Consider the following 21152-nt stretch of genomic DNA (forward strand, 5'->3'; position numbering starts at 1 on the left):
GGGCGACTGCCCGCCCGTCGGGGACGGCGCCGCCGCCGTGATCCTCGCGGCCGGCGACCGCGCCCGCGAACTGTGCGCGCGCCCTGCCTGGATCCGCGGCCTGGACCACCGGATCGAGGCCCACTCCCTCGGCGTGCGCGACCTCACCGACGCGCCCTCCGCCCGCCTCGCCGCGGAACGCGCCGGCGCCTTCGACAGGCCCGTCGACACCGCCGAACTGCACGCCCCGTTCACCTCGCAGGAGGTCGTGCTCCGCAAGGCCCTGCGCCTCGACGACAGCGTGCGGATCAACCCCTCCGGCGGCGCGCTCGCCGCCAACCCCGTCATGGCCGCCGGCCTCATCCGGCTCGGCGAGGCCGCCGCCGGCATCCACCGCGGCGAGTCCGACCGGGCCCTCGCCCACGCCACCTCCGGCCCCTGCCTGCAACAGAACCTGGTGGCCGTCCTGGAAGGAGAGCCGCATGTCCGGTAAGGCCGTGACATCGAAGGAGTGCGTGGCCGTCGTCGGGATCGGCCAGACCAAGCACGTCGCCGCCCGCCGCGACGTGTCCCTCGCCGGACTCGTCCGCGAGGCCGCGCAGCGCGCCCTCGACGACGCCGAGCTGACCTGGGCGGACGTCGACGCCGTCGTCATCGGCAAGGCCCCGGACTTCTTCGAGGGCGTCATGATGCCCGAGCTCTACCTCGCCGACGCCCTCGGCGCGGTCGGCAAGCCGATGCTCCGCGTGCACACCGCAGGCTCCGTCGGCGGCTCCACCGCGCTCGTCGCCGCGAACCTCGTCGCCGCCCGCGTGCACGGCACCGTCCTCACGCTCGCCTTCGAGAAGCAGTCCGAGTCCAACGCGATGTGGGGCCTGTCCCTGCCCGTCCCCTTCCAGCAGCCGCTGCTCGCCGGCGCGGGCGGCTTCTTCGCCCCACACGTGCGGGCGTACATGCGGCGCACTGGCGCCCCCGACACCGTCGGCTCCCTCGTCGCGTACAAGGACCGGCGCAACGCGCTGAAGAACCCGTACGCGCACCTCCACGAGCACGACATCACGCTGGAGAAGGTCCAGGCGTCCCCGATGCTCTGGGACCCGATCCGATACTCGGAGACCTGCCCGTCCTCCGACGGCGCCTGCGCCATGATCCTCACCGACCGGGCCGGCGCGGCCCGTTCGCCCCGGCCGCCGGCCTGGGTGCACGGCGGCGCGATGCGCAGCGAGCCGACCCTCTTCGCGGGCAAGGACTTCGTCTCGCCGCAGGCCGGCAAGGACTGCGCCGCCGACGTCTACCGGCAGGCCGGGATCACCGACCCGCGCCGGGAGATCGACGCCGTCGAGATGTACGTGCCGTTCTCCTGGTACGAGCCGATGTGGCTGGAGAACCTGGGCTTCGCCGAGGAGGGCGAGGGCTGGAAGCTCACCGAGTCCGGGGTCACCGAACTCGACGGCGACCTGCCGGTGAACCCGTCCGGCGGGGTGCTCTCCACAAACCCGATCGGCGCGTCCGGGATGATCCGGTTCGCGGAGGCCGCGCTGCAGGTCCGCGGCCAGGCCGGCGAACACCAGGTGCCGGACGCGCGACGCGCGCTCGGACACGCGTACGGAGGCGGCGCGCAGTTCTTCTCCATGTGGCTGGTGGGGTCGGAGCCGCCGCGCTCCTGAGGTCTGTCGGCGCCCGGTGCCGCTCGCTACCCTGAGGCCCGGACGACGTTGTGGGACGCGGGAGGAGCACAGACGTGGCCGAGAGCATCACTGCTCAGCACGCCTTCGCGGGCTGGGACAAGCCGGAAGTCGACCTGAGCAACGCCGACTGGCGGTCGGGCAGCCAGGGCGCGGGGGACGTCCAGATCGCCTTCGTGGAGGGCTTCATCGCGATGCGCAACGGCGGCCGTCCGGAGGCCCCGTCGCTGATCTTCACGCCCGCGGAGTGGCGGGCGTTCGTGCTCAACGCCCGGGACGGCGAGTTCGACCTGACATGACCGGCCCGGTACGGGGAGGGGTCGCCTCCCCGTGCCGGGGCTCAGGCCCGTGCGAGCGGCGGCAGGGCCTCCAGGACGCGCTCCGCCAGTGCCACCGGGTCGCCCGCCGGCTCGACGGCGTGGTCGTCCCGCTTCAGGTTCCAGGCGTTCTCCCATGCGAACCAGTCGATCGGGGCGGGCGGCCTGGCACCTGACACCAGGGACGCCTCAAGACCGTCCAAGTACCTCGCCCAGCGCGGCGCGTAGAAGTCCGCCACCAGGCCCGACCACTCCCGGTTCGCGTAGTCGTGCAGCCCGGCCTCGCTGCCGGAGCGGTGCCCCCAGGTCGTCAGGATCGACCGGGCGTCGAATTCCAGAGCCGCCTGCTCCGCGTCCGTCCACCCCCAGGCCCTCGCCCGCTCCAGCCACGGGCCGAGCAGGAACCGCCGGTCAGCGGCGAGCAATTCGTCCAGCAGGGCCAGGTCGCGCCGCCATTCGGCGGAGCGCTCCCGGAACGCGGCCAGGTCCCTCGCCTCGTACGCCGCTCGGATCTGCGGGAGCAGCGTACGGCTCCGGTTGGCCAGCGCCTGCCGGGCGGTGTCCACCACGTCGTGGCGGTACGCGTCGGTCCGCCGGAGCTCCGGCGCGACCTGGAGGAGCTCGGACAGAGCCCGCTCCACGGTGGACGCGTCGTACCGCATCTCCTTCGGGCTCCAGTTCCCCGCCGACCGGACCGTCAGACTCGGCCGCGCCGTGAACAGGCTGTCCTGCGGCTCGCTCCAGCGGCCGGACGGCGTGCTGTACGGGCCGCGTCGCAGCCACTCCCAGGCCCGCGCGGCATGCGGGTCGGGCGCGCCGTACCGCCGGGCCGCGTACTGCGCGAACCAGGCGACCTGGTCGACGGGGCCGGTGCGCCAGGCGAGTTCCGTGAACAGTTCGAAGGCGGCCGGGTTGCCGCCGGTCGCCTCGGGCAGATAGGCGATGCCCCGCAGCATGCTGCCCGGCTTCGTCCGCCAGGCGTCGAAGCGGCTCGTCCAGACGGCGGTGTTCGCGCCGAGGGTCGTGTGCCCGCCGAAGTTGGGGATGGCGCCGAAGGCGTACGGGACGCCGTGCCAGGCCGTCTCCCGGTCGAGCCCGTCGTACCGGTCGGACAGGCCGTCCACGACGAGCAGCCGGGAGCTGTCGACCGCGTCCAGGACCTCGACCTTCGGGTTGCGCTGCCAGCCGAGCAGCACCCAGGTCGCGCCGGGCTGGGCGGTCTGCAGGGCGTCCATCACGGAGCGGGCCGCGTCGGCGACCGGCACGTCGCCCGCCCGGCCGCCCTCGTGCAGCAGGTCCATCTTGTACATCGTGGACGTGCCGAGCAGCCGTGCCTGGTGCCGGTAGAACGCCTCGGCGACCTTCGGGAACAGCGCGCTGCGCGGGTCCAGCCAGTCCGGCCGGGCGAAGCCGATCCAGGAGCCCTGCGGCACCACCCGTCCGGCCGGGTGGCGGTCCGCGAAGCCGGGCGGGACCGTGCCGAAGTACCCGGGAAGGACCGGCGTCATCCCGAGCTGCCGCAGCCGCCGCACGATCCGCCGCCCGAGCGCCGCCCGCTCCTCGACCAGCCGCTCGGTGAGCGGGCCGCCGAACCCGGACATGTTCTGCATCAGCCACCAGGGCTGGTGCGCGGGACCCGGGATCCAGGCGCGCAGCTCCTCACGGGAGTAGCCGAACTCCCGCAGCGCCGCGTGGTACGCCGCCTCCGCGCCCATCTGCACGAACACCTCGTTCACCCCGTGCAGGGCCAGGAGGTCGATCTGCCGCTCGTACGCCGGCCAGTCCCGGTACGCGCCCGAATAGCCGTCGTCGGTGTCGTTGAGGGCGAACCGGTGCGGCACCGAGGCGGGCCGGTGGACCTCGCCCGCCGGGGCGGGCAGGACGGCGGGCAGCGCGGAGGTGCTGCGGCCCGGCCAGCCGAGGTCGACGCCGGCGGAGTACTTGAGGTACCAGTTCACCCCGCTGAGCAGCACGGCCGGGCTGGTGCCCCGGACGCGCACATGGCCGGCGAATCCGGAGAGGGCGAAGAAGTCGCCGGAGGCGGGCCGGGTGGCCGGCTCCAGGGCGAACTGCGCCGCGTGCCGCGGCAGCAGCCGGGCGAGCGCCGCGCGCGCCGGCCGGACGGAGAAGGCGGGGGAGGCGGGCACTGGATCGGCCGCCCGGGCCGCCGGGGCGGCGGGCAGTACGGTCAGGGCGGCGGCGCAGGCCGCGAGCACCGCGACCGTGCGGGCGACCCGGGATCCGGCCCGGGACCAGAGGATTCTCACGCGTCGGCTCATCCCATCGGAAGATCGGACGCCACCGTGTTGACGGAGCGTGCGTCCATATAACGATGGGTGACGACTCGCGGGTGGGGTCGGCGCGCCCCGGATATCGTTTCGATCATGAGCGGTGAATGTGTGAGCGGTGAACGTATGAGCGGTGAATATATGAGTGGTGAACGCGATCTCGCACGCCTGATCTCCGGCATGAGGCCGGAGCGGAACCCCGGCCGTTACGTCTTCACCACCGTGACCGGGCCGGTCCCGGCCGGTCTCGCGCCCGTCGTGACCGTCGCCGAGGAGGAGGGCACGACGCTCGTCCTGCGCCAGGAGGAGGCCGACGCGGCGGGGCTGCCGTACGACTATGCGGCCGCCTGGATCACCTTGCGGATCCACTCGGCGCTGGACGCCGTCGGCCTGACCGCCGCCTTCGCCCGGGCCCTGGCCGACGCGGGGCTGAGCTGCAACGTGGTGGCCGGCTTCCACCACGACCACCTCTTCGTGGAACACGACCGCGCGGACGAGGCGTTGGCGGTGCTGCGGGGCCTCGCGGACCGCGCCGCCCGCGAGGCCCCGGACACGCCGTAGGCCTGACCGTCATCGGGCCCCGGCGCGGCCCGCCGACGCCCCGGCCGCCGGGCCTCCCGGCCCCGCCCCCGGCGCGTCGCGGAGCGGCGTGGGACACGTACCATGGCCCTATGTCCTTCCTCCGCCGCCGCAGCGCCGCCACACCCGCGGGCCCGGACTTCGACGTCCTGGCCATGGACCCGGGGGACTGGCCCGGCAACCTCGGCGCCGGTCTGCTGCCCGCCCCCGACGGCTCGTGCCAGGGCGTGTTCCTCCGGTACGACCTGTTCGGCGGCCGCGGCCCCGCGATGATCATCGGCAATCTGCCGGAGGGCTCCCCGGCCCGGGAGCTCGCCGACGGCCAGATCCCCTTCGAGGTCGCCCAGCTGCTCGCCGCGCTCGAGAACGACGAGCCGGTCGAGGTGCTCGACATCGAGGACATGCCGGTGATGCAGGGCGACAACCTGCTGATCGTGCGCCGGCTCAAGCTCTCCGAGAGCCGGATCTCCTGCGTGCAGTTCGACCGCAGCGACAACGTCCTTGTGACCATCGCCAGTTGGGACCGTCCGATCACGGACGACCTGTACGCGCTGCTCAAGCCGCTGCCGGCCGAGCTGTTCCAGCAGGGCTGACGAGAGGGGCGGGGGCCGATGAGCGCACGGGTCGACAGCTGGATCTGGGCGGTCCGTCTGACCAAGACCCGCTCCCAGGCCGCCGCGGCCTGCCGGGCCGGGCACGTCAAGGTGAACGGCGAGCGGGCCAAGCCCGCCCAGCCGGTCAAGCCCGGCGACGAGGTCCGGGTCTTCCACTCCGGCCGGGAGCGGATCGTCGAGGTGAAGCAGCTGCTCACCAAGCGCGTCGGCCCGCCGGCCGCCGCCGAGGCGTACGTGGACAACAGCCCGCCGCCGCCCCCGCGTGAGCACGTGGCGCTCGCCGCGGTCCGCGACCGCGGCGCGGGCCGCCCGACCAAGCGCGACCGGCGCGAGCTGGACCAGCTTCGCGGCCGGACCCCCTGAAGCGGCTCCTACGTGACGAAGGCCGCCCCCGGCGCCCCGGGGGCGGCCTTCCGCGTCATCCGGCCGTCGGGCCCACCAGCGAGGCGAGCCGCGCCGCCGAGGTGCCGATCCCGGTCGGGCCCTGCCGCAGCAGCGCCGTGCCGCTGCCCGCGTGGACGTCGTCGGCCCCGTAACGGCGCACCTTCTGGTGCCAGTTGAGGATGCCGGCCAGCCAGTCCTCCAACTCCCGCAGATACGCCTCGAAGGCCGCCCGACCCTCCGTGTCGAGATCGAAGTCCTCGTAGAGCATGGGCACTTCGAACTTCTTGATGTGCTCGTACTGGCGCAGCCGGCCGCGCATCAGGTCGTCGACCATCGACACCGCCGTCGGGTAGTCGCAGTCGAAGAACTTCTGCAGCACGAGCACCCCGTTGTGCACCTCGCCCTCGACCTCGATCTCCTTCTGGTACGAGAAGAGGTCGTTGATGAGCGTCGCGTAGTCGGAGACCGAGCTCTCCAGGCTCCGGACGGTGCCTGTGCGGTAGATCTCCGGCGGCAGTGCGTCCGCGTGCCGCAGCTTGCTCAGCAGCATCGTCAGCTCGGAGCCGAAGGTGGTGCGCCGCATCTCCACGTAGTCCACCGGGTCGGGCACCCGGTGCTGCGCCTGGTTGTGCAGCTCCCACAGCCAGCTGTCCAGCATCGCGTCGAGCGCGGTGCGCAGCTGCGCCCGGGCCCCTGGCCGCATCGGGGCCGTGGTCCGCACCCACAGATCGGCCAGCGAGCGCTCCATCGGGTGCACTGCGAGCGCGAGTCCCACGGCGGGATCGTCCAGTTGCATGCAGGACTTGAGCCGCTCGGTGAAGGCCCTCGCGCCGACCAGGTCGCGCGGCCGGCCGAAGACCAGCGGGTAGTAGTCGTCCCCGTACGTGCCCCAGGTCAGCCACTCGGCGCTGAGCTCCAGCTCCTCCGGGGTGGCGTCCGGGTCGAGGCCCGCCGAGCAGAGCGCGAAGTCGAAGCCCTCCAGCATCGGCCGGTCCCAGATGTCGTCCAGCAGCCCCATGCGCTCCGCCCAGTCGACGGAGAGCCGCAGCGCCTCCTGGTGGTGCGGGCTCAGCGACAGCTGGTACGGCAGGTCGAAGTCGGGCAGCAGCGAGGGCCCGACCTTCTGGTGCGGCACGTGCGTGAACGCGCGCAGCCGGGACGCGGCCGGGCGGCCGAACAGCGTCTTGATGGCGAGCGCGGACGTGCCGAGCACTCCGTCGAACCGTGAAGGCCCGGTGTCCAGGCCCTCGTTCATGTAGCGGCTGGAGCGCATGTGCCACTCGTGCCCGCCGGACTGCCAGTCCTGCAGGCCCTTCGCGTACGCCGCGATCGCCGCACAGTCCTCGGGGCTCAGCCCCTCCGTCAGGCAGAGCCCCGGGACTTCGGTCAGCGCGGTGTTCTCGAACTGCTGGAGCCGCGACGTGAGCAGGTCGTTGACCGCCTCGGCCGCCTCCTGGGTCGAGCAGCCGAGGAACTTCTCCAGGACCAGCACGCCGTTGCTGTTCTCGCCCTCGTCCTCGACCTCCCGCTGGTAAGAGAACAGGTCGTTGCGCAGGTGCACCGCGTCGGAGAAGGCGTCCCGCAGCACGCGCAGCGGCCGCGCGTGCGCGACCTGGGCGGGCACCTCGGCGCCGGCCGCGTACTCCACCAGACCCGCCGACCAGGGCGCGCCGCCGACCTTGCGGCGCATCTCGATGTACTCGACCGGGTTGGCGATCCGGCCCTCGTTGATGTTGTCGAGCTCCCAGAGCGACTCGTACAGCAGCGCCTCGGTGGCCTCGGCGAAGCGTTCCCGCCACCCCTCGCTCATCGACGGCACGGTCCGCCGCCACAGATCGGCGAGACCGGCCTCCACCGGGTTGGTGGGCTCCGGCGTGTCCGCCGTCGGGTCGACCGGCATGAACAGCGGCAGCCGGTCCAGATAGGCCTTGCTGCCGGGCCGGTCCTGGGTGCGCTTGAAGATCTCCAGGAAGTGGTCGTCGAAGAAGAAGACCCACACGTACCAGTCCGTGACGAGGGACAGCGCCTCCGCGTCGCAGTCCGGGTGGGTGTACGAGCACAGCAGCGCGTAGTCGTGCGATTCGAGGTCGTGCTCGTCCCAGATTCCGGACCCCTCCAGCATTCCCATCGCCCGCGCCCACTCCTTTGTGTGCGTGCGGGCCTCCTCCAGATGGGAATTGAGCCGTGCCGGATACGGGACGTAGAACTCCGGCAGAACGAAGGGCTGTGCCATGGCCAGCGGGGCCTTTCGGTGTAGGAGGCGATCTTCCGGCCCAGCATTACCCGTCCCTCGGGTGGCCCAAGCGAACCCCGCTTTAGTCATATGAACGGCAAAGGGCGCCGGGGGTCGCGACGACCCCCGGCGCCCTCGCGCGTGTCTCGTCAGCCCCGGGAGACCCGCACGTCAGCGGCCTTCACGAAGGCCACGCGGTGCCCGAACTGGATCTCGTAGTACTCCTCCTGGCCGCGTACGACCCGGTGCCCGGTGGTGTCGAACACCGGCGCGAAGTAGTACTCCCCAGGGGTCCGGTCGCCCACCACGTACCGCTGCCCCGCGAGCAGCTTGTACGGCAGCGGCGACACCGACTGGACCGGCACGCCCGCCGGGTACGCGGACGCCTCCGGATACGCCCTGCCGTACACCGGAACCTCCGCGAGACCCTCCCGCGGCGTCAGCACCGGCCCGCGCGCGTTCACCGCCGTCGGCTGCTCCTTGGGGTTGTGGAACCACGCCTTCTGGCCGAGGTACCAGATCGCCGTCCACTCTCCCCGGCGCTCCGCGACCGCGAACTGCTGGCCCGTGGACGCCCGCGCCCCGGTGTCGTTGACCCCGGTCGTCGAGTCCTGGCCGCCGGGCCGCAGGCCGATGTCCTTCACCAGCGGCGCGGACGGGCTCGGGGCGGTGTGCAGCCGGACCGCGCCGCTGCCGTGCGGCGCGCACGCCTCACCGGCCTTCACGCAGCCCGTGTAGAGCGGCTGGTGCGCCGCGTACTCCGGACGGATCGTCACCACGCCGGCGTCCGGCCCCGCGCTCGGCGTGATCGGCCGGCCCAGCAGCTTGAAGTAGTGCGCCCAGTCCCAGTACGGGCCCGGGTCCGTGTGCATGCCCCGGATCGTCGAGGCCACCGTGCCCGGGACGGTGTCGTGCCCGAGGATGTGCTGCCGGTCGACCGGGATGTCGTACCGCGCCGCCAGATAGCGCACCAGACGCGCCGAGGTCCGGTACATCGCCTCCGTGTACCAGGAGTCCGGAGCCGTCAGAAAACCCTCGTGCTCCAGGCCCACCGACTTGGCGTTCACGAACCAGTTGCCCGCGTGCCAGCCGACGTCCTTCAGCGGCAGGTGCTGCGCGATGTGCCCGTCCGAGGAGCGCAGCGAGTACTGCCACGACACGTACGTCGGGTCCTGCACCAGCTTGAGCGTCACGTCCCAGGTCGCCTCGGTGTCGTGCACGACGATGTAGTCGATCTGCTGGGAGACCGGGCGGTTCGCCTTGTCGTGGTTGCCGTAGTCCCCGTCGCCGAACTCCTCGTACGGCGCCGGGATCCACTCGCACGCCACCGTCGGCGGGCACTCGGTCGGCCCCTTGTCGGCCGTCCGCAGCCCCAGCGCCGCCGCCTGCGCGGCGTCCGCGGTCACGTCCGGCGCGGGCGCGAGGGCGACCGTCTGGCCGCTGTCCGTGGTGCGCCGCTCGCCGGTCCGGATCACGTCGAAGACGTCGTTCGCGTACGTCGTCGCCGTCGCCGTGTCGTCCGCGCCCGAGTAGCGCGCCACCGCGCCGAACCAGTCCGCCGGATCGCCGCTCGCCGGCCGCCCCGACTCCCGCTGGGCCGCCGCCAGAAGGGCCGCGCCGCCCTGGATGTTCGCCGCGGTGCTGGTCCGCAGCTCCTCCGGGGACAGCCCGGACAGCTCCGCCGCCCGCTCCAGGGTCCGCAGCCGCGCCGGCAGCTCGGCCGACTCCGGCAGCGCGGCCTCCGTGACCACGCGCGCCGTACGGGAGTCGTCGCCGCGAGCGTCCTCCTCGCCGTGCGAGTGGTGCGGGGCCTCGGCCAGCGCGGTGCGCGCGTCGGTCAGATGCATGGGCCCGTAGCCGCCGGTCACGCTCGGCGCGCCGCCGTGCGTGTCCCAGCGGGACTGCAGGTACGACACGGCCATGAGCACGCTCTGCGGCACCCCGTACCGCCCGGCAGCCACCGCGAAGTCGGCCTGCAGCGCACCGGACGAGGGCGGCTCCTCGGCCGTCGCGGCGGGGCCGGACGACAGGAGCGGCAACAGCAGAGCGGCGGACGCCATCGCCCCCGCCGCTCGATGGACATGTCTGCGAGACGCCGTACTGGGCATTGCAGCCTCCAGGGACGAGGGGGGACGACGGGGCGTGCGGTGCCGGACCCGTACAGGGGTAGCGGCTTCCCGACGATCCGTCAATCACCCCTCGCTGTCGGCGATTTCGCATGTCAGAGAGGCTTCGGCGGAGTTTCGCGACGGCGGCGCGCGGGCCTGCGGCGCGTCAGTGGAGTGGACCAATGCCGCCGACCGCACGGTGTTCCTCGTCCGTACGGCATTCCTGGTCCGCACACGACAGCGCGCCGTGCGCCCGGTGTGTCGGCACCGGGCGCACGGCGCGCTTCCCCCTCGTCGGCGGCGGCCGCTCGTCCCGCTAGCGCGTGCCCACCGCGGCGCGCACGGCCCGCCGGGCCAGCGCGCAGTCGTCGTGCAGCCGCCGCAACAGCAGCCGCTGCTCCTCACCCGTCGACACCGCGCCGGACGGCGTCGGCGTGGAACCGGCCGGCGGGGCCTCGCGGATGGTCCGCTGCACCGCCGTCTCGTACGTGCGGATCTCCCGGGTCAGCACGATCATCAGGTTCACCAGGAACGCGTCCCGCGAATCCGGGCCGGCCTGCTGCGCCAGCTGACTGATCTGCCGCCGCGCCAGCGGCGCGTCGCCGAGGACCGCCCACAGCGTCGCCAGGTCGTACCCGGGCAGGTACCAGCCCGCATGCTCCCAGTCGACGAGCACCGGACCGGTCGGCGACAGCAGGATGTTCGACAGGAGCGCGTCACCGTGACAGAACTGCCCCATGCCCTGCCGCCCGCCCGCATGCGCCAGACCGTGCAGCAGCTTCTGCAGGTCGTCGCGGTCGCGGTCGGTGAACAGCCCCAGCTCGTGGTAGCGGGAGATCCGGGACGCATAGTCGAGCGGCGCGTCGAAGGTCCCGGCCGGCGGCCGCCAGGCGTTGAGCCGGGCGATCGCCCCCAGCGCGGCGCGCACGTCGGCGCGCGGCGGGGCCTCCACGGGGTGCCGGGTCAGGGCCGCGGCCCGCCCTGGCATCCGCTCGATGACCAGTACGCAGTTGTCCGGGTCGGCGGCGATCAGCCGCGGTGCGCGCACCGGGGGGCGGTGCCGGACGAAGGCGCGATATGCAGCTATTTCGTGGCGGAATCGCTCGGTCCAGGCCGACGAGTGATCGAGTAAACACTTGGCGACGGCCGTGGTGCGTCCGGTCGTTCCGACGATCAGGACGGAACGACCGCTGCGGCGCAGCACCTGGACGGGGTTGAACTCCGGGCAGATCCGGTGGACGGAGGCGATGGCCATCCGCACCTGGGCGCCCTGGGGGCCCGACAGGTCGATTCTCCCGCTGAGCGGTTGAGGCGCCGTCCCCGGCCGCCGCCGGGCCCGGCCCGCTTGAACGGGAGCGAGATACGGTCCGCTGCCGACCGGGACGGAACGGTGCTGCGGCCGGGGCGGTGCGGACACGGAGGACGATGCTGTGTACATGGGCGAGACAGATCCCTTCGTGGTCCGACGAGTCGCGTGCGTCGCCCCGCCCGGCCACCGGACCGCACCCTGGGGAATGAGGGCCGGTTGCCGGGGCGGGGTGGCGCTTTCCTACCTGACACCCGCCGCACCCTGGCGGAACATTGAGCGGACCCTGGCGAACCCTGGCGAATAGTCGCCAGCCCTATGCCACCGGGCTACTGTCAACTTCAGCCGAGAACCTGGGGGCTTAGACGTGACAGGGCAGACCAACACCCGCCTGGCAGACCTCTTCGGCCTCGCCGGCTGGTCCAAGGGAGAGCTCGCGAGGCTCGTGAACCGGCAGGCGGCGGCCATGGGCCACCCGCAGCTGGCGACCGACACCTCCCGGGTCCGACGCTGGATCGACATGGGGGAGACCCCGCGCGATCCCGTTCCCCGCGTGCTGGCCGCCCTGTTCACTGAGCGACTCGGCCGTGTCGTGACCATCGAGGACCTCGGGTTCGTACGACACGGGCGATCCGGACGACGGCAGAACGTCAGGAAGACCGACAACCCTGACGGGTTGCCCTGGGCGCCCGACCGTACGGCAGCGGTCCTCACCGAATTCACGGGAATGGACCTCATGCTCAACCGACGCGGCCTGGTGGGCGCGGGCGCCGCGCTCGCCGCCGGCTCCGCACTCAGCAGCGCCATGCACGACTGGCTCCACGCCGACCCCGCACTCGCCAACGACGCCCCCCGTTCCACCGATCCCCTGCACGCCGACCCCGCTGGGTTCGACCGCTACGAGGCCGCCCCCATCGGGTCGCAGGAGATCGACGCACTGGAGCGCTCCGTCGAGGTCTTCCGCGCCTGGGACGCGGCCCGCGGAGGCGGGCTGCAGCGCAAGGCAGTGGTGGGCCAACTGAACGAGGTGGGCGGCATGCTCGCCTACCGCCACGCCGACCATCTGCAGCGCCGCCTCTGGGGCGTCGCCGCCAACCTGGCCGTCCTGGCCGGGTGGATGTCCCACGACGTCGGCCTCGAACCCACCGCCCAGAAGTACTTCGTCATCGCCGCGCACGCGGCACGCGAGGGCGGCGACCGACCACGGGCCGGCGAGGCGCTCTCCCGCGCGGCCCGCCAGATGGTCCACCTCGGTCGGCCCGACGACGCCCTCGACCTGATGCAGCTCGCCAAGTCGGGCTCGGGCGAGGAGATGCTGCCCCGCACCAGGGCCATGCTGCACACCATCGAGGCATGGGCGCAGGCGTCCATGGGCCGCGGCCAGGCGATGAAGCGCACCCTGGGCGAGGCCGAGGACCTGTTCGTCTCCGACAAGATGGACGTGCCGCCGCCCAGTTGGATGCAGATGTTCGACGAGGCGGACCTGCACGGCATGCAGGCCCTCGCCTACCGAACCCTCGCCGACCACGATCCGGCGGCGGCCATCCCCGCGCAGCGGCACGCCAAGCTGGCCCTCGAACTGCGCGAAGGCGGTCGACAGCGCTCCATGCTGTTCGACTACATCTCGCTGGCATCCGCCTGCTTCATCGCGGACGACCCCGAACAGGCCGACCGGTACGCGCGGTTGGCGCTGGTGTCGATGGGGGAGACCTCCTCGCACCGCACCTGGGACCGGCTGCGCGAGATGTACCGGCTCACCGGGCAGTACGCGGAATACGCGAAGATCCAGGACCTCCGGGAGGAGATCGAGCTCGCACTGCCGAACAACCCTGCGGCGCGGAAGCCGAGAAACACTCAGATCTGACGAAGGCCGGTCCGCCGTGGCCGGGAAGGCCCTGGTGGCCGGAATGCCGCGGATTCGGTGAGCCGGAACGCCGTGGATTCGGTGAGTCGGTGAGCCGGAACGCCGGCGGACTCGGTGAGGCGGGCGATCGACGCCCGGGGCGCTCAGCCCCCCACCCTCACCGCCATCACACAGGCGTCGTCCTCACGAGGGGACTCGCCGAACTCCTCCACCACCGTCCGTACGCACTCCTGCGCGTCCCGCGCCCCGGCCAGCCGCGGCGCGAGCCCCAGCAGGCGTCGCGTGCCCGAGTCGTCGTCGAAGCTGCCGCGGGTCAGTCCGTCCGTGTGCAGCACGAGCAGGTCGCCGGGGAGCAGCCGCACCCTGGCCTCCCCGTACGCGCCGCCCGGCGTCGCGCCGAGGAGCACGCCCTCCGGCCGACTGAGCGCCCGCCCCGTCCCTCCGCGGAACAGCAGAGGGGCGGGGTGTCCGGCCTGCGCCCAGGTCAGGGTCTGGTCCACGGGGCTGTAGCGGCAGCACATCGCGCTGCCCAGGGCCGGCTGGACGGACGTCTCCAGGAGCCGGTTCAGGTGGCCCATCAGAGCGCCGGCGCCGATCCCGGCGACCGCCATGCCGCGCAGGGCGCCGAGGAGCATGGCCATGGAAGAGGTGGCGGCGACGCCGTGGCCGGTGAGATCGCCGACCGTGAGCAGCGCCTCCCCGTCGGGGAGCGCGAGCGCGTCGTACCAGTCGCCGCCGATCAGGCCGGTCGTCGCGGAGGGGAGGTAGTGGCCGGCGACGTCCAGCGGGGCCGGACCGCCGTGCGCGAAGCGGAGCGAGCCGCGCCAGGGGGGCAGGACGGCTTCCTGCAGTTCGACGGCGACGCGGCGCTCGGTGCGCTCGATCTGTTGCCGTCGTTGGAACGAGTCACGGGTCTCGCGGACCGCCCGCTCGCTGCGGCGCAGCTCGCTGACGTCACGTAAGACGGCCCACATGGAGGCCGTGCAGCCGTCGGTGTCGAGGACCGGCTCGCCCATCATGTGCACGGTGCGGACGACGCCGTCCGTGCGGACGACACGGAACTCGCCGTCGATCGCCCGGCCGTCGATCAGACACCCCGTCACCATGGCCTGGAGCAGCGGCTGGTCCTCGGCAAAGACGAGAGAGGGCAGCTCGTCGAGGGACATCGGGCCGGTGTCGGGGGTGCGGCCGAAGATCTGGTACAGCTCGTCCGACCAGCTGACCTCGTCCGTGAGCAGATTCCACTCGGCGCTGCCGACCCGGCTGAGGAGGGAGCCGGTGCGGGACGGGGAGGCGGGGCGCGGGACGGTGTGGGAGGCGGTGGGGTGTGCCTTGAGGTGGACGGCCTCGGCGGTCGCCGGGTCGCCGCCCGGGAGCGGGGGGAGTTCGTCGGGGAGGCCGGCCTTGAGCTGTCCCAAGTGGGCCCCGAGGTCGTCCAGCTGATGCACGGCCAGATCGCACAGCGCGCGCTGCCAGCGGACCTGGGGGTCGTCCTCGTCCGCCGCCGCGTCCCGGCGCACCGCGTCCACGTCCCCGCGCAGTCGGCGCGTCTGGGAGATCAGCGCGTCCACGGTGCCGGGTTCCGGGGGCTGGGCGGAGCGGTCCGCGAACAGATGGGACGGCATGTCGTACTCCGATACAGGCGGCACGGGCCAGGTCTTGGAGGAAGGACCAGCTATGACTGTCGCACAGGCCGGGAGAAGCCGTAAGGAGTTTGGCAACACTCGATCCGGTGGTGCTCCTGACATATGCCAACGGCGCACCGATTATCGGCCACGCGGACGAGTTCAGGAAACGATGTCGAGGGGTTGGCGGGCGCTACGGTGCAGGTGTGGTGGATGCAGTGATCGAGGGACAGGGCGAGGGCACCGTGGTGCTGATCGCGGCGGCGCCGGCCGGACGGGGGAGGATCGTCGACGCGACGTCGGTGCTGCCGGCGCTCGCGGCGGTGCCGCCGGGGGCGTTGGCGGGGACGCGGGTCGCGACGGTCGTCGAACTCGCCGACCCCGTCGAGCCGCAGACCGTACTGACACGGCTGCGCGGGGCGGCGACGGGAGCGGGGCGCCTGGCGGTCTACCTGGCGGGCCAGCTCCACCTGGACCACCGCCAGAGCCTGCCGCACCTGGCGCTGGCCCGTACGTCGACGGCGACCCTGCGGTACACGGCGTTGCCGTGGCACTGGCTGGCGGACGCGGTGAAGGAGCGACGCCCCGGCACGACGACGGTGGTCGCGGACCTGGTGGCGGACGCGGCGACGTGGCGCGCGCTGGAGCAGCACCCGGAACTGCTCGAACTGCCCCCGGGCACGGAGCTGTACGGCCGCGTCGCCCCACCCCCCGGCCGCCGAGCGCCCCGGCCGACCCCCGACTACCTACGCGCCTACGCCACGATCTGGCGCGCGGGCGCCCGCCCGACGTTCGCATCCCTGCACGCACAGGCAACGGCTCGGACGCAGGCGGGCCAGGCGATTTTGTTGGAGCGGGGGTATGAGGCGCGGGTGTTCGGGGGGTTGGGGGACGAGCGCGGGGTGGACGACCGCGGGGCGTCGGACCGCCGGGCGGGTGTCGGCGTGGAGTTCGACGCTCCGGTGGGCGACCGGCGGGCGGTTGCCGGCGCGGAGTTCGACGCCTCGGTGGGCGAGCAGCGGGCGGATGTCGACCCGGAGTTCGACGCCTCGGTGGGCGACCGCCCGGCGGCCGCCGGACCGGAGTTCGACCGCCCGTCGGTTGTCCCTCCGCAGTTGGACACCGTGCCGGTGGTCCCTCCGGTAGTCGATCCGGCACCGGTCGTCCGCCCGGCGGTGGACCCCGTGCCGGTGGTCCCTCCGGTAGTCGCCCCGGCACCGGTTGTCCCTACGCGGGTCGCCGCGGGACCAGTCGTTCCTCCGGTGGTCGCCCCGGCGCCGGGAGCCCGCCCGGAAGTCGACCCCGTGCCGGTTGTCGGCACGGCGTTCGACCCCCCGGCGGTTGTCCGTCTCCCATCAGAGCCTCCGGCACTCGAAAGGCAGGAACCGGCCGACTTCCGTGCCGCCGAAGAGCGGGCCTATGCCGCGGGCACGGAGGAGTACCCGCTGCCGCGGTCACTGGGGGAGGGCGACGCGGAGGCCGGCTCGCGGGCGGCCGAGCCGGCGGAGCCGACGGCTCGGGATGTTGCGGACGCGTCCGCTTCAGAGCGGTACGAGGCGGGGCGGGAGGCCCCTGTGGAGGTCGGGGAGAGCGACTCGGACCCGCAGGGGCCGGCTGATGCAGGTCCGGCCGAGTTCCCGGTACCGCGCTCCCTGGCCGAAACCGACCGTCAGCCGGCCGCCACCGGACGGGAACCGCAGGGCGCGGCCGAGCCGGTGGAGGTCGACGGCGAGGACGCGCGCCCCGCTGCGTTGCCCGAAGCCTGGAAGGCAGGGGCAGACCGGACGAGGGCGTCCGAGCCGCCCGCTGAGGGCGTGGCCGAGCGGGCAAGGGCGCTGCCCGAGGCGGATTCGCGCGTACCCGAGCGGCCGACGGCGTCGCCTTCGCCTGCGGAGGGCGCTCCCGGGGTGCGGGAGGCGGCGGTGAGTGTGCCCGAGCGGCCCGCTGGGCCGCCGCGTATGGCTGAGATGCCCGCTGTGCTGCCGGAGGCCGCAACGACGTTGCCTGTGACGGGTGTTCCCGAGAGGCAGGAGGTACCGCCAGCGCCCGAGGCACCGCAGGTGGCACCGGAGGCGCCCGTGCGCACCACCAGGGCTCCCGACGCCCGGGACGTCGGGTCTCGGGGGGCCTGGGGGCGGGTTCGGGCTGTGGCTCGGGGGTGGCGAGGGAGCGCGGAGGCTCCGGCTCCGGTCGGTGACGTCGTGGCGCCGGGGCAGGGGGATCCGCATCCGGGGATCCTGGCCGCCGCGCAGGCCGGGCGGCACACCGAGGCGGCTGCGGCCGCCGCCGCGTGGGAGCTGGACGCGCTGCGCCGGCACGGCGCGGGGTCCGGCGAGGCGATCCACTGGCTGGAGGTCCGCGCCGACCTCGCCCGCCTCGCCGACGAGCCCGCCCGCAGCTGCGAGCTCTGGATCGCCGCCGCCCGCGCCCGGATCGGGCAACGGCAGGACCTGTCGCACCCCGACGTCGAGGGCGCGGTCGACCGCGCGCATCATCAGTGGGAGCAGGTCCGCGACGAGGCGAAGGCGCGCGCCCTCGCGCCCGAACTGGTCGAGCTGCGGCGGCAGGTGCCGGGGCGTCGCGCCGGGGCCCTGCAGGCGATCCAGCGGAGGCTGGACCGTTTCCAGCGAAAGGACCCCGCATGACCTCCCTCGCCACCGCACAGCGCTCCCTCGCCGACCCGGTCGTCCGCCACCCCCTGTGGCCGCCGCTCACCGAGGGCTGCCCGGTGACGTCGACCGACGAGGTCGCGTACCCGCTGGAGATCGACTACGCGTACGACCGCGTCCCGCGCGAACTGTTCACCGCGCCCGCCGCACCCGCCCACGGCCTCGAACGCTGGGCCCCGCTCCTGCCCCCGCTCGCCGCGCCCGGGCTCGGCGAGGGCGGCACGCCGCTGGTCCGGCTGGCCGACGGCGTGTACGTGAAGGACGAGTCCCGCAACCCCACGTGGAGCCACAAGGACCGGCTCAACCGGGTCGCCGTCGGCGCGGCGAAGGCCTCCGGCGCGCAGGGCATCGTGGTCTCCTCGTCCGGCAACCACGGCGCGTCCGCCGCCGCGTACGCGGCCCGCGCCGGGCTGCCCTGCGCGGTGTTCGCCTCCCCGTACGCCCCGCCCGCCGTCGCCTCCTTCCTGCGCGCGTACGGCGCGGCGGTGCTCACCGTCCCGCTGGAGGACGTACGCCCGCTGATGCGCCGGATGGTCGCCGAGCTCGGCTACCAGGCCGTCAGCAGCCTGACCGACACCGCCCACACCGGGCATCCCTTCGGCCCGGAGGGGTACAAAACCGTCGCGTACGAGATCTTCCTGGAGCTCGGCCGCGTCCCGGCGGCGGTCTATCTGCCCACCGGCTACGGCGAGTTGCTGTTCGGCGTGACGAAGGGCTTCACCGAGCTGGTGCGGCTCGGCCTGGCCGACTCCGTCCCGCGGGTGCACGCCTGCGAGCCTGCCGCGGCCGGCGCGCTCGCCGAGGCGATGCGCACCGGGCGGCCCGCCACGCACGTCCCGGTCGGGCCGACGGACGCGTACGCGATCGACTGCGCCGTCGGCAGCTACCGCGGCGTCGTCGCCCTTCGCGCCGGCGGCGGAGCCGCGCTGACGGTCACCGACGCGCAGATGGCCGCCGCTCGCGACGAACTCGCCGCCCAGGGCCTCTGGTTCGAGCTCTCCGCCGCCGCCGGCCTCGCAGGCCTCCGCGTGCACGGCTCCGCCGACGTCGACGGCCCTGTGGTCTGCGTCGCGACGTCCAGCGGCTTCAAGGACATCGCGACGGCCTCCCGGGACGTGACGTACGGCCCGATGCCAGGCGACTGGGAGACGGTCCGAACCGCCCTCAAGGCTGTCGGTCGCGCAGGGTGAGGATGTATGCCGCCGTGAGCGCGACGGCACGGTCTTCGTCGTGTGCGAGGTCCGCGAGGGCACGTGACGCTGTCGTTCCCGGGATGTCCGCGAGCGCCTGTGTCAGACGTCGGCGTGCGGACGACTCGACGGTGGCGTGGGCGAAGCAGTCGACGAGCCCGGTGGCGATCTGATCGGCCAGTGCGGGACTGCTGGACAGCGCGCTCAGTGCATCGGCCGCGGCGACGTCGTTCGTCCCCTCGACGACCATGTCGATGAGGGTCGGGACCGCGTCGGCCACTCCGCGTGCCCCGAGCTCCAGGGCCGCACACCTGCGGATCACGATGTCGGAGTCGGTGAGGGCGTCCCGCAGCAGTGCGGTCGCCTCGGCGTTCGGAAGCTCGGCGAGGGACTGGACGGCACGCTTGCGTACCTCGGCCACCGGTGAGCCGAGGCCCTCCGCCAGCAGCGCCCAGCCGCCGTCCCCCGACCGCGCCAAGGCCCAGCGAAGGGCCCCGGCGACGATCGGGTCCGTCTCGCTCAACGCTGCCTCGACCAGGGCTTCCACCGGCACCGGACCCTCGTCGACCGAGGACAGGGCCGCGCGCTGGCGCTTCCCGGCGCTCTCCGACCCCAAGGCATGGAGGAGCGCGACGATCTGGAGGACGTCCTCCCAGCCGGCGGGTTCCGCGGCGCCGATCCGACGGAGTCGGGTGAGCAGCGCCGTCTCGGCGGCGATGCGCTCGCGCGTCTGGCGGATGAGGTCGTCGACGAGCTCCGAGGGCTTGAAGCCGGGGTCGTCCAGCGCGAGCCCGACCTCGCGCAGCGACAGCCCCAAGGAACGCAGGCTCTCGATATGGAAGATGCGCCGGATGTCCTCGCTGGAGTACTCCCGATACCCGGCCTCGGTACGACCCGTCGGCCGCACCAGGCCGACCGACTCATAGTGCCTGAGCATGCGGGCGCTCACCCCGGACCGTCGTGCCACATCACCGATCAACACCGTCTGTCAGTCCTCCTCCTGGCCGGTACCGCCGAGGGCCACGGCGCGCTTCGCCTCTTCGATCGCGAACTCGAATCCGGCGTCCGGGTCGCGCAGCAGCCGTTCCGTGGCGATCGCGTGCTGACGCACCCGAGGGTCGAGATCCGCCATCGCAGTGCGCAGAGTCGGCACCATCACCTCGCCGAGCGCGATCAGCGCCCGGCTGAGGCTCAACTGCGTCTCACGCTCGCCGCGCCCGAGCTGTGTCGCCAACACTGCGGCCAAATCGGGCTCTTCGCCTTCGGGCACGAGTACGACCGCTGCCCGCCACGCGCTCCTGGCCACCTCGTCGTCGGCGTCGGACAGGAGCGCCCGTGTGATCGCCGGCCACGCCTGCCGGTCCCCGATCTTGGACAGGGTGTGCAACGCCTGGCTGCGTGCCTGCACCCCCTCCGAGCGGAGTTCCTCGAGAAGCTCTGGGACCGTCATCGCCGAGTCGTGGCGGGTGAGTGCCCATGTGAGCATTTCGCGTACGTGGAACTCGGGCTCGATCGCGCATCGTTCGATGAGTTTGTCGATGTACCGCACGTCCGGCGTCGTGCCGACCGTCATCGCCGCTCGCAGCCGCACCGACGAGCGGCTGTCCTCCAGCCCCTGAAGAGCTCGCCGCGCATCCGTGTCCGTGTCCTGTTTCGGCATGGTCATCGGGACCACCTCCCTGGCCGTAGTGAAGACCTTGTCACGGTGTCAAGGTCAAGCGGCGGCCACCCCCACACGCCCCGCGCCCCCGAGCGGCCGGCCCGTCCGGGCTGCGATGATCGGGGCATGTGCTCCGCTCCCGCGCCCTCGGCCCCGTCCGCCGCGCCGTTGCCCTGGCCGGTCGTCCTCGACACCGGGCGGCTCGTGCTGCGGCCCGTGGAGCGGGGTGACGTGCCGGCGGTCACGCGGCTGTGGACCGACCCGGAGGTGCGCCGCCATCTGGGTGGGCCGGTCGCGCAGTCCGTCGTGCGGATCAGGCAGGGGCGGTGCGTCGGGGCCCGCGGGGTCTTCGCGGTGGCGCGTGCGGACGACGGGGTGCTCGCCGGGCTCGTGACGATGGGGTGGGACGCGCGGCGCGCCGAGACGGAGGTGTCGTACCAGTTCCTGCCGGAGCACTGGGGGCACGGGTACGCGCGCGAGGCGGTGACCGTGGCGGTCGACTGGGCGCGCGGGACCTCGCCCACCGTGATCGCGGTGACCCAGGAGGCCAACACCCGCTCGCGCCGGCTCCTGGAGGCCATCGGCATGGCGCACGTCGAGTCCTTCGTGGAGTGGGACGCCCACCAGGTCCTCTACCGCACGACCGGGTGA

Annotated in this window: 17 protein-coding genes; 10 read left to right on the forward strand and 7 right to left on the reverse strand. The window is 73.2% G+C overall.

The features are described from left to right. The 3 genes from VIU94_RS32960 to VIU94_RS32970 form a co-directional block, all read left to right on the forward strand. Window positions 1–472 (forward strand): beta-ketoacyl-[acyl-carrier-protein] synthase family protein (locus VIU94_RS32960; protein ID WP_524540655.1); only part of this gene is annotated, 472 nt, incomplete at its 5' end. Further along, window positions 462–1646: a thiolase family protein gene (locus VIU94_RS32965; RefSeq protein ID WP_331917155.1), complete on the forward strand. Its 1185-nt coding sequence runs from the start codon at window positions 462–464 to the stop codon at window positions 1644–1646. The genes VIU94_RS32960 and VIU94_RS32965, both read left to right, overlap by 11 nt. Window positions 1647–1720: 74 nt before the next feature. After that, entirely contained in the window at window positions 1721–1963 is a 243-nt protein-coding gene (locus VIU94_RS32970; RefSeq protein WP_331917157.1) for a DUF397 domain-containing protein, read from the forward strand. A gap of 41 nt (window positions 1964–2004) precedes the next feature. On the opposite strand, the gene VIU94_RS32975 is transcribed toward VIU94_RS32970, so the two are convergent. Then, window positions 2005–4248, reverse strand: a complete 2244-nt coding sequence (locus tag VIU94_RS32975; RefSeq protein ID WP_331917159.1) for an alpha-N-acetylglucosaminidase — start codon at window positions 4246–4248, stop codon at window positions 2005–2007. 162 nt (window positions 4249–4410) lie between these two features. Between VIU94_RS32975 and VIU94_RS32980 the strand changes: the two genes are divergently transcribed. The 3 genes from VIU94_RS32980 to hslR all read left to right on the forward strand — a co-directional run bounded on the left by VIU94_RS32980 (window position 4411) and on the right by hslR (window position 5825). Further along, entirely contained in the window at window positions 4411–4830 is a 420-nt protein-coding gene (locus tag VIU94_RS32980) for an ACT domain-containing protein (protein ID WP_331917161.1), read from the forward strand. Between the two features lie 110 nt (window positions 4831–4940). After that, a complete protein-coding gene (locus VIU94_RS32985; protein ID WP_331917163.1) occupies window positions 4941–5441 on the forward strand; it encodes a hypothetical protein in 501 nt (166 codons plus the stop codon). 18 nt (window positions 5442–5459) lie between these two features. Then, window positions 5460–5825 carry an Hsp15 family ribosome-associated heat shock protein gene (gene hslR / locus VIU94_RS32990; RefSeq protein WP_331917165.1) on the forward strand — a complete coding sequence of 122 codons (366 nt, stop codon included), beginning with the start codon at window positions 5460–5462 and terminating at the stop codon, window positions 5823–5825. Between the two features lie 55 nt (window positions 5826–5880). Here hslR and VIU94_RS32995 read toward each other — a convergent pair whose 3' ends face one another. From VIU94_RS32995 to VIU94_RS33005, 3 genes are all read right to left on the reverse strand, one after another. Continuing rightward, window positions 5881–8079 (reverse strand): terpene synthase family protein, encoded by a 2199-nt coding sequence (locus VIU94_RS32995; RefSeq protein ID WP_331917167.1) that lies wholly within the window; start codon window positions 8077–8079, stop codon window positions 5881–5883. 149 nt (window positions 8080–8228) lie between these two features. Next, entirely contained in the window at window positions 8229–10139 is a 1911-nt protein-coding gene (locus tag VIU94_RS33000) for an N-acetylmuramoyl-L-alanine amidase (RefSeq protein ID WP_331917169.1), read from the reverse strand. Window positions 10140–10503: 364 nt separating this feature from the next. Continuing rightward, the gene (locus tag VIU94_RS33005) at window positions 10504–11625 is read right to left on the reverse strand and encodes an aminoglycoside phosphotransferase family protein (protein ID WP_331917171.1); all 1122 of its coding nucleotides are present in this window, start codon (window positions 11623–11625) and stop codon (window positions 10504–10506) included. A 235-nt stretch (window positions 11626–11860) separates the two neighbouring features. On the opposite strand from VIU94_RS33005, the gene VIU94_RS33010 reads away from it, so the two are divergent. Next, window positions 11861–13357, forward strand: a complete 1497-nt coding sequence (locus tag VIU94_RS33010) for a DNA-binding protein NsdB (RefSeq protein ID WP_331917173.1) — start codon at window positions 11861–11863, stop codon at window positions 13355–13357. A 143-nt stretch (window positions 13358–13500) separates the two neighbouring features. Here VIU94_RS33010 and VIU94_RS33015 read toward each other — a convergent pair whose 3' ends face one another. Continuing rightward, entirely contained in the window at window positions 13501–14982 is a 1482-nt protein-coding gene (locus VIU94_RS33015) for a PP2C family protein-serine/threonine phosphatase (protein ID WP_331917175.1), read from the reverse strand. Between the two features lie 206 nt (window positions 14983–15188). On the opposite strand from VIU94_RS33015, the gene VIU94_RS33020 reads away from it, so the two are divergent. Together VIU94_RS33020 and VIU94_RS33025 are read left to right on the forward strand one after the other, a co-directional pair. Continuing rightward, on the forward strand, window positions 15189–17627 hold the full coding sequence (locus VIU94_RS33020) for a hypothetical protein (RefSeq protein ID WP_331917177.1): 2439 nt from the start codon (window positions 15189–15191) through the stop codon (window positions 17625–17627). Beyond that, window positions 17624–18841 (forward strand): threonine synthase, encoded by a 1218-nt coding sequence (locus VIU94_RS33025; RefSeq protein ID WP_331917179.1) that lies wholly within the window; start codon window positions 17624–17626, stop codon window positions 18839–18841. The genes VIU94_RS33020 and VIU94_RS33025 overlap by 4 nt, the downstream gene beginning before the upstream one ends. Here the strand turns inward: VIU94_RS33025 and VIU94_RS33030 are convergent. Next, window positions 18816–19823, reverse strand: a complete 1008-nt coding sequence (locus VIU94_RS33030; protein ID WP_331917181.1) for a HEAT repeat domain-containing protein — start codon at window positions 19821–19823, stop codon at window positions 18816–18818. The two genes, VIU94_RS33025 and VIU94_RS33030, sit on opposite strands and share 26 nt — an antisense overlap. A 6-nt stretch (window positions 19824–19829) precedes the next feature. Further along, the gene (locus VIU94_RS33035; RefSeq protein ID WP_331917183.1) at window positions 19830–20507 is read right to left on the reverse strand and encodes a HEAT repeat domain-containing protein; all 678 of its coding nucleotides are present in this window, start codon (window positions 20505–20507) and stop codon (window positions 19830–19832) included. A 120-nt stretch (window positions 20508–20627) separates the two neighbouring features. On the opposite strand from VIU94_RS33035, the gene VIU94_RS33040 reads away from it, so the two are divergent. Next, window positions 20628–21152 carry a GNAT family N-acetyltransferase gene (locus tag VIU94_RS33040; RefSeq protein ID WP_331917185.1) on the forward strand — a complete coding sequence of 175 codons (525 nt, stop codon included), beginning with the start codon at window positions 20628–20630 and terminating at the stop codon, window positions 21150–21152.

The organism is Streptomyces sp. (genome assembly GCF_036566765.1).
Lineage (GTDB): Bacteria > Actinomycetota > Actinomycetes > Streptomycetales > Streptomycetaceae > Streptomyces.

Coding starts and splice junctions, on each gene's coding strand:
- VIU94_RS33015 (WP_331917175.1), bottom strand. CDS start 14,982: ATGCCGTCCCATCTGTTCGCGGACCGCTCCGCCCAGCCCCCGGAACCC.
- VIU94_RS32980 (WP_331917161.1), top strand. CDS start 4,411: ATGAGTGGTGAACGCGATCTCGCACGCCTGATCTCCGGCATGAGGCCG.
- VIU94_RS33035 (WP_331917183.1), bottom strand. CDS start 20,507: ATGACCATGCCGAAACAGGACACGGACACGGATGCGCGGCGAGCTCTT.
- VIU94_RS33005 (WP_331917171.1), bottom strand. CDS start 11,625: ATGTACACAGCATCGTCCTCCGTGTCCGCACCGCCCCGGCCGCAGCAC.
- VIU94_RS32965 (WP_331917155.1), top strand. CDS start 462: ATGTCCGGTAAGGCCGTGACATCGAAGGAGTGCGTGGCCGTCGTCGGG.
- VIU94_RS32985 (WP_331917163.1), top strand. CDS start 4,941: ATGTCCTTCCTCCGCCGCCGCAGCGCCGCCACACCCGCGGGCCCGGAC.
- VIU94_RS33000 (WP_331917169.1), bottom strand. CDS start 10,139: ATGGCGTCCGCCGCTCTGCTGTTGCCGCTCCTGTCGTCCGGCCCCGCC.
- VIU94_RS33025 (WP_331917179.1), top strand. CDS start 17,624: ATGACCTCCCTCGCCACCGCACAGCGCTCCCTCGCCGACCCGGTCGTC.
- VIU94_RS33040 (WP_331917185.1), top strand. CDS start 20,628: ATGTGCTCCGCTCCCGCGCCCTCGGCCCCGTCCGCCGCGCCGTTGCCC.
- hslR (WP_331917165.1), top strand. CDS start 5,460: ATGAGCGCACGGGTCGACAGCTGGATCTGGGCGGTCCGTCTGACCAAG.
- VIU94_RS32995 (WP_331917167.1), bottom strand. CDS start 8,079: ATGGCACAGCCCTTCGTTCTGCCGGAGTTCTACGTCCCGTATCCGGCA.